General features: G+C 72.2%; 6 protein-coding genes. 1 reads left to right on the top strand and 5 read right to left on the bottom strand.

Annotated features, from left to right (window positions below; genetic code table 11):
• The 5 genes from EIO58_RS11385 to EIO58_RS11405 form a co-directional block, all read right to left on the bottom strand.
• On the bottom strand, window positions 1-761 hold a 761-nt coding region (locus EIO58_RS11385), incomplete at its 3' end, for a cysteine desulfurase family protein (protein WP_164861651.1).
• Between the two features lie 20 nt (window positions 762-781).
• Window positions 782-1,657, bottom strand: coding sequence for a carboxylating nicotinate-nucleotide diphosphorylase (gene nadC, locus EIO58_RS11390; RefSeq protein WP_127819640.1), 876 nt, complete (start codon window positions 1,655-1,657; stop codon window positions 782-784).
• Window positions 1,651-3,363 (bottom strand): L-aspartate oxidase, encoded by a 1,713-nt coding sequence (gene nadB, locus EIO58_RS11395; RefSeq protein WP_240658760.1) that lies wholly within the window; start codon window positions 3,361-3,363, stop codon window positions 1,651-1,653. The genes nadC and nadB overlap by 7 nt, the downstream gene beginning before the upstream one ends.
• The gene (gene nadA / locus EIO58_RS11400) at window positions 3,360-4,712 is read right to left on the bottom strand and encodes a quinolinate synthase NadA (protein ID WP_127819641.1); all 1,353 of its coding nucleotides are present in this window, start codon (window positions 4,710-4,712) and stop codon (window positions 3,360-3,362) included. The genes nadB and nadA overlap by 4 nt, the downstream gene beginning before the upstream one ends.
• A gap of 23 nt (window positions 4,713-4,735) precedes the next feature.
• Complete coding sequence (locus EIO58_RS11405; RefSeq protein ID WP_127819642.1) at window positions 4,736-5,470, bottom strand: NUDIX hydrolase; 735 nt, start codon at window positions 5,468-5,470, stop codon at window positions 4,736-4,738.
• 153 nt (window positions 5,471-5,623) lie between these two features.
• On the opposite strand from EIO58_RS11405, the gene EIO58_RS11410 reads away from it, so the two are divergent.
• On the top strand, window positions 5,624-5,885 hold a 262-nt coding region (locus tag EIO58_RS11410), incomplete at its 3' end, for a CvpA family protein (protein ID WP_205789237.1).

Raw genomic sequence — 5,885 nt, forward strand, 5'->3', positions numbered from 1 at the left:
GCGAGCTCGAGCGCGGTCGCGAAGCCGACCGCACCGGCGACGTTCTCGGTGCCGCTGCGGCGGCCGCGTTCCTGGCCGCCGCCGTGCAGCACCGGTTCGAGGGGAACGCGTCCGCGCACGGCGAGCACGCCGGTGCCCTTGGGGGCGCCGAGCTTGTGACCGGCGAGCGAGATCGCATCGCAACCCAGGGCGGGCGCCGTGAGCGGGAGCCAGCCGGCGGCCTGCACCCCGTCGAGATGCAGCGGCACGCGCCGCTCGTGGGTGACTGCGGCGAGGGCGGCGGCATCCTGCACCGTCCCGACCTCGTTGTTGGCGTAGCCGATGCTCACCACCGCGGTGTCGTCCTGCAGCGCTGTCGCCAGCCCGTCGGGCGACACGCGGCCCTGCCCGTCGACGTCGAGGAGTGTGGTCGCGAACCCATGGAACCGCTCCAGGAAGCGGGCGGACTCGAGCACCGACTCGTGCTCGATCGGCGTCGTGATCAGGTGCCGCGCCCCGCGCTGCTCGAGCGCGGCGAGGGCGATGCCCTTGACCGCGAGGTTGTTCGCCTCAGTGCCGCCGGACGTGAAGACGATGTCGCCGGCGCGCATGCCCAGCACCCGGGCGACGCGTCTCCGCGCGTCGCCGAGCGCGCCGGCGGCGGCCTCGCCCACCGTGTGGTGGCTCGACGGATTGCCGAACCAGCGCGTGAGGTACGGCGTCATCGCCTCGAGCACCTCGTGGCGCACGGGGGTCGTGGCCGCGTTGTCGAGGTAGAGCATGCTCATCGGAAGGACCGCCGTCAGGGCGAGTCGACGCGCACGTCGAGACCGAGGTCGAGCGCGCGCGACGAGTGCGTGAGCGCGCCGACCGAGATGACGTCGACGCCGGTTTCGGCGATCGCGCGTACGGTCTCGAGCGAGACCCCGCCCGATGCCTCGACGACGGCACGTCCCGCGACCTGCGCCACGCCTGCCCGCAGGTCGTCGAGCGAGAAGTTGTCGAGCATGATGGTGCCGATCCCGGCCTCGAGCACCGGCTCGATCTGCTCGAGTCGATCGACCTCGACCTCGAGGTGCGTGGTGTGCGGCAGCCGATCCTTGGCCGCGCGCAGAGCCGCCGTGATCGCCGCGCCCCACGCCTCGCCGCGTGCGCCGCGCGCGAGCACGGCGAGGTGGTTGTCCTTGGCCATCACCGCATCCGACAGCGAGTTGCGGTGGTTGCGCCCGCCGCCGTCGCGCACAGCCTTGCGCTCGAAGGCGCGCAGGCCCGGCGTCGTCTTCCTCGTGTCGACGATGCGGGCGCCGGTGTGCGCGACCTCGGCGACGTAGCGTCCGGTGAGCGTCGCGATGCCCGACATCCGCTGCGCGAAGTTCAGGCCGATGCGCTCGGCCGTGAGCACTCCGCGCGCCGGCCCGGTGACGACGGCGAGCACCGCACCGGGCTCGAACCATTCGCCGTCTTCGACGACGAGCTGCACGTCGATGCGTGGATCGGTCAGCCGGAACGCGGCCTCGAACACATCGCTGCCCGAGAAGACGCCGGGCTCGCGCGCGACGAGGTCGGCCCGTGCCGCGGCGTTCTCGGACAGCAGGTACTCGCTCGTGACGTCGCCCCATGGGGCGTCCTCTTCGAGGGCGGCCGCCACGACGCGGTCGATGTGTGTGCGGTTCAGCAAGCGACGGCCTCCTCGGCGACGAGCGTGCCGGCCACGGTGGCCGGTGCGGTGTCGGAACGGTGGTGGGCGCCGACCGACTGGCGGCGCGCGCGCGCGGCGGCGACGAGGTGTTCGGCCACGAGCAGCAGGTTCTCATCTTCGAGCTCACGCTCGGTGCGAGGCTCGCGCTCGCGTGCGCGCCAGGCGGCGATGACGGATGCCGCATGCCCGAGGCCCGCTTCGTCGCGCACGAGTCCCGCGTGCTCCCACAGCAGCTCCTGCAGCCCACGGCGCGAGAACGGTTCGAGCCGTGTCGATTCGCGGAGCGGTTCCCGTGCCTGTCGAAGGGCGCTCAACGACCGGGACTCGCCGCCAGGGAGCCCCCGCGAGCGAGACGAAACCCCCCGGACCTGCGCACCATTTGCGCTCCCCGGCACCGGCCAGACGCCGGATGCGGCATCCGTCGTGATCACCTCTCCCGCGCGGGCGCCGAAGACCGCCCCCTCGAGGAGCGAGTTCGACGCGAGGCGATTCGCACCGTGCACGCCCGTGCGCGCGACCTCGCCGACGGCGTAGAGACCGTGGACCGTCGTGCGCCCGCGCAGGTCCGTCGACACCCCGCCCATGAGGTAGTGGGCGGCCGGCGTGACGGGGATGGGCTCGCGGGCCCAGTTCAGACCGCGCTCGCGCACCGCGCGGTCGATGGTCGGGAAGCGCCGGGCCAAGAACGCGGCCCGAAGCTCCGCGTCCGCCGAATGCAGGCGCGTCGCGTCGAGGAACACCGGACGCCCGTCCTGCGCCTCCATCTGCTGCGCGATCGCACGCGCGACGACGTCGCGGGGCGCGAGCTCTCCGTCGGGGTGGGCATCGAACGCGAAGCGCCGGCCGTCCTCGTCGACGAGGGTCGCACCCTCGCCGCGCACCGCCTCCGACACCAGGAACGATTCGCCCGCCGCGAGCCCGGCAGGGCACGCCTTGCCTTCCAGCACCGTCGGGTGGAACTGGAAGAACTCGAGGTCGGCGACCGCGGCTCCCGCGCGCAGGGCGGCTGCGATGCCGTCGCCGGTCGCGACCGACGGGTTGGTCGAGTGCGCATACAGCTCGCCGGCGCCGCCGGTGGCGAGCACGATCGCGTCGGCCGTGATGGTCCGGCGTGCGCCGGGGGAGGCCGGCGTCTCTCCCACGAGCAGGTCGACGCCGCTCACGCGGCCGCCGGTCACGACGAGGTCGACCAGGAACGCGTGCTCGATCACCTCGACCGCGCTGGCGCACAGGCGCGCGACGAGCGCCTTCTCGATCGCCGTGCCGGTGGCGTCGCCGCCGGCGTGCAGGATGCGGGGGTACGAATGAGCGGCCTCGAGCCCCTTCACGAACTCGCCGTCGCGGTCGCGGTCGAATGCGACGCCGATGTCGACGAGCTCGCGGATGCGGGCCGGCCCTTCGTCGACGAGCACGCGCACGGCGTCCGGATCGCCGAGGCCCGCGCCGGCGACGAGGGTGTCGCGGACGTGGTCGTCCGCGCGGTCGTCGTCGAACATGACCCCGGCGATCCCGCCCTGCGCGAAGCGCGTGTTGGCGTGCTCGAGCACGTCCTTCGTGACGAGGGTCACCTGGCAGCCTCGGTCGACGGCGTGCAGCGCCGTGATGAGCCCGGCGATGCCGGAGCCCACGACGACCACGGCCGGTCCCTGGTCCCGCGCCGGTCCCAGAGCCCGTCGAACGGTCACGACGCGTTCTCCCAGTCGGCCGCCGGCGCTGCCGGCGGCTTTGCGGCGAGCATGCGCTCGAGGGCCAGGCGGGCGGGCTCGGCGACGTCGGACGGCACGACGATGCGGTTGCGCACCTCACCGGCCACGAGCCCTTCGAGCACCCACGCGAGGTAGCCGGGATGGATGCGATACATCGTCGAGCACGGGCACACGACCGGGTCGAGGCAGAAGATCTCGTGCTGCGGGTGCTGAGCCGCCAGGCGCTGCACGAGGTTCACCTCGGTGCCGATCGCGAACACGCTCGGGTCGGTGGCCGCCTCGATCGCCCTGCGGATGTAGTCGGTCGACCCCGACTCGTCGGCGGCGTCGACGACGTCCATCGGGCACTCGGGGTGCACGATGACACGCACACCCGGGTGGTCGGCGCGCGCCTTCTCGATCTGGTCGACCGAGAAGCGTCGGTGCACCGAGCAGAAGCCGTGCCACAGGATGACGCGGGCGTCTTCGAGGGCGTCGACGGATGCCCCGCCCAGGGCCTTGCGCGGATTCCACATCGGCATCTGCTCGAGCGGCACGCCCATCGCCTTCGCGGTGTTGCGGCCCAGGTGCTGGTCGGGGAAGAACAGCACGCGGCGACCGCGCTCGAACGCCCACTCCAGCACGGTCCGGGCGTTCGACGACGTGCAGACGATGCCGCCGTGCCGGCCCACGAAGCCCTTGATGGCGGCAGAGGAGTTCATGTACGTCACGGGCACCACAGGCACACGGCCGTCGGCATCCGTCTCGTCCATGTCGCCGTAGATCTCGGCGAGCTGCTCCCAGCAGTCCTCGACCTGGTCGATGTCGGCCATGTCGGCCATCGAGCACCCGGCGGCGAGGTTCGGCAGGATGACGGACTGCCCGAGACGCGAGAGCAGGTCGGCGGTCTCGGCCATGAAGTGGACGCCGCAGAACACGATCGCCTCGGCGTCCGGGTGTTCGAGCGCGGCGTTCGCGAGCTGGAACGAGTCGCCCACGTAGTCGGCGTGCACGACGACCTCTTCGCGCTGGTAGAAGTGGCCGAGCACCACGACGCGGTCGCCGAGCGTCGCCTTGGCCGCACGGATGCGCTCGGCGAGCTCGGCCTCGGACGCCTCGCGGTACGCGAGCGGTAGCTCGCCCTGCCGGGGCGACCCGGTCGGGATGACGTCGCCCATCGACGAGCCGGGTCCGTAGCCGGGTCGGGTGTCGAAGTCCCACGGAGCGACGGCGAGATCCGTGGTGCACGTCTCGGCCGGGGACGCGCCCGACACGATCGCCTGGATCGCGTGATCCACCGACGCATCGAGTTCGGGCCGGGGCTGCAGGGTGAGGTTGACGGCGGGCATGTCGGGTGCTCCGTTCGGATGCGTCAGTCGCGGGCGCCGAGCGGGCCGCGATCGGCGAGCTCGACGTCCTGGTTGTAGCGGTAGAGCCGCGCGGGACGGTGGCTTCCGGTGCGGAAGCGGTCGGTGGGGATGAGGGTGCCGGAGTTCTCGACCTGGCGACGGAAGTTGGCGGGATCCAGGCGCCGGGCGAGGATCGCCTCGTACACCTCGCGGAGCTCGGCGAGGGTGAACTCATCGGCGAGCAGGCCGTGCGCGATGCGGCTGTAGCCGACCTTGTTGCGCAGCCGCCACAGTGCGTACTCGACGATCTCGTTGTGGTCGAACGCGAGCCGCGGCAGAGCCGCCGCGTCGAACCACCGGACGTTCTCGAACCCGTCGCCGCGGTCGCCGAGCCCGGTCGAGGCATCGGGGCGGAGAAGGGCCCAGTACACGATCGAGACGACGCGCGTGGGGGAGCGGTCGACCGCTCCGAACGCGTAGAGCTGCTCGAGATAGCTCGGTGCCAGCCCGGTCGTCTCGGCGAGGGTGCGGGATGCCGCGGCCTCGAGGTCCTCGGCGATGTCGAGCCATCCGCCGGGAAGCGCCCACAGGCCTTCGTGCGGGTCGCGCGTGCGGCGAACGAGTGGCAGGACGACGCCGCTGGCGTCACTGCCGGGAAGGATGCCGAGCGAGAAGATCACAGTCGACACCGCGACGCGCGTCGGCTCGGCGGCCGTCGCGGCGCTCGGGGTCTCGGGGCTGAGGACTGTTCTGGTCATGGTGACTCTAACTCTCGATACCGATCATAGTGTCATTGTGACCAGAAGCCAAACGGGCGGTGTCATACGCCGCCGCGGCTCAAGTCCCGGCGGGTCGTAGGGTCCTCCCAGACTGAGTGCATAGCCTGGCCGGAGGGTGCGGGAGGAGTGCGGATGATCGTCGTCGACGTGCTGGTCGTGCTCCTCCTGGTCGGCGCGCTCGTGGCCGGTCTGCAGCGGGGGTTCTTCGCCAGCATCGGCACGCTCGTGGGCCTTGCCGCCGGCGCGTTCGCCGCGTACTGGCTGACGCCCCTCGTGAGTTCGTGGGTCGGTGCGCCCGCCTGGCGCGGCCCTGTCGTGCTCGCGACCACGGTCGGACTTCTCGTCGTCGGCGCCGCGGCCGGCGCGGCCGTCGGGGCGGCTCTGCGCTCGGGCG

Origin of the sequence: Microbacterium sp. CPCC 204701 (assembly GCF_004010105.1) — a bacterium.
Lineage (GTDB): Bacteria > Actinomycetota > Actinomycetes > Actinomycetales > Microbacteriaceae > Microbacterium.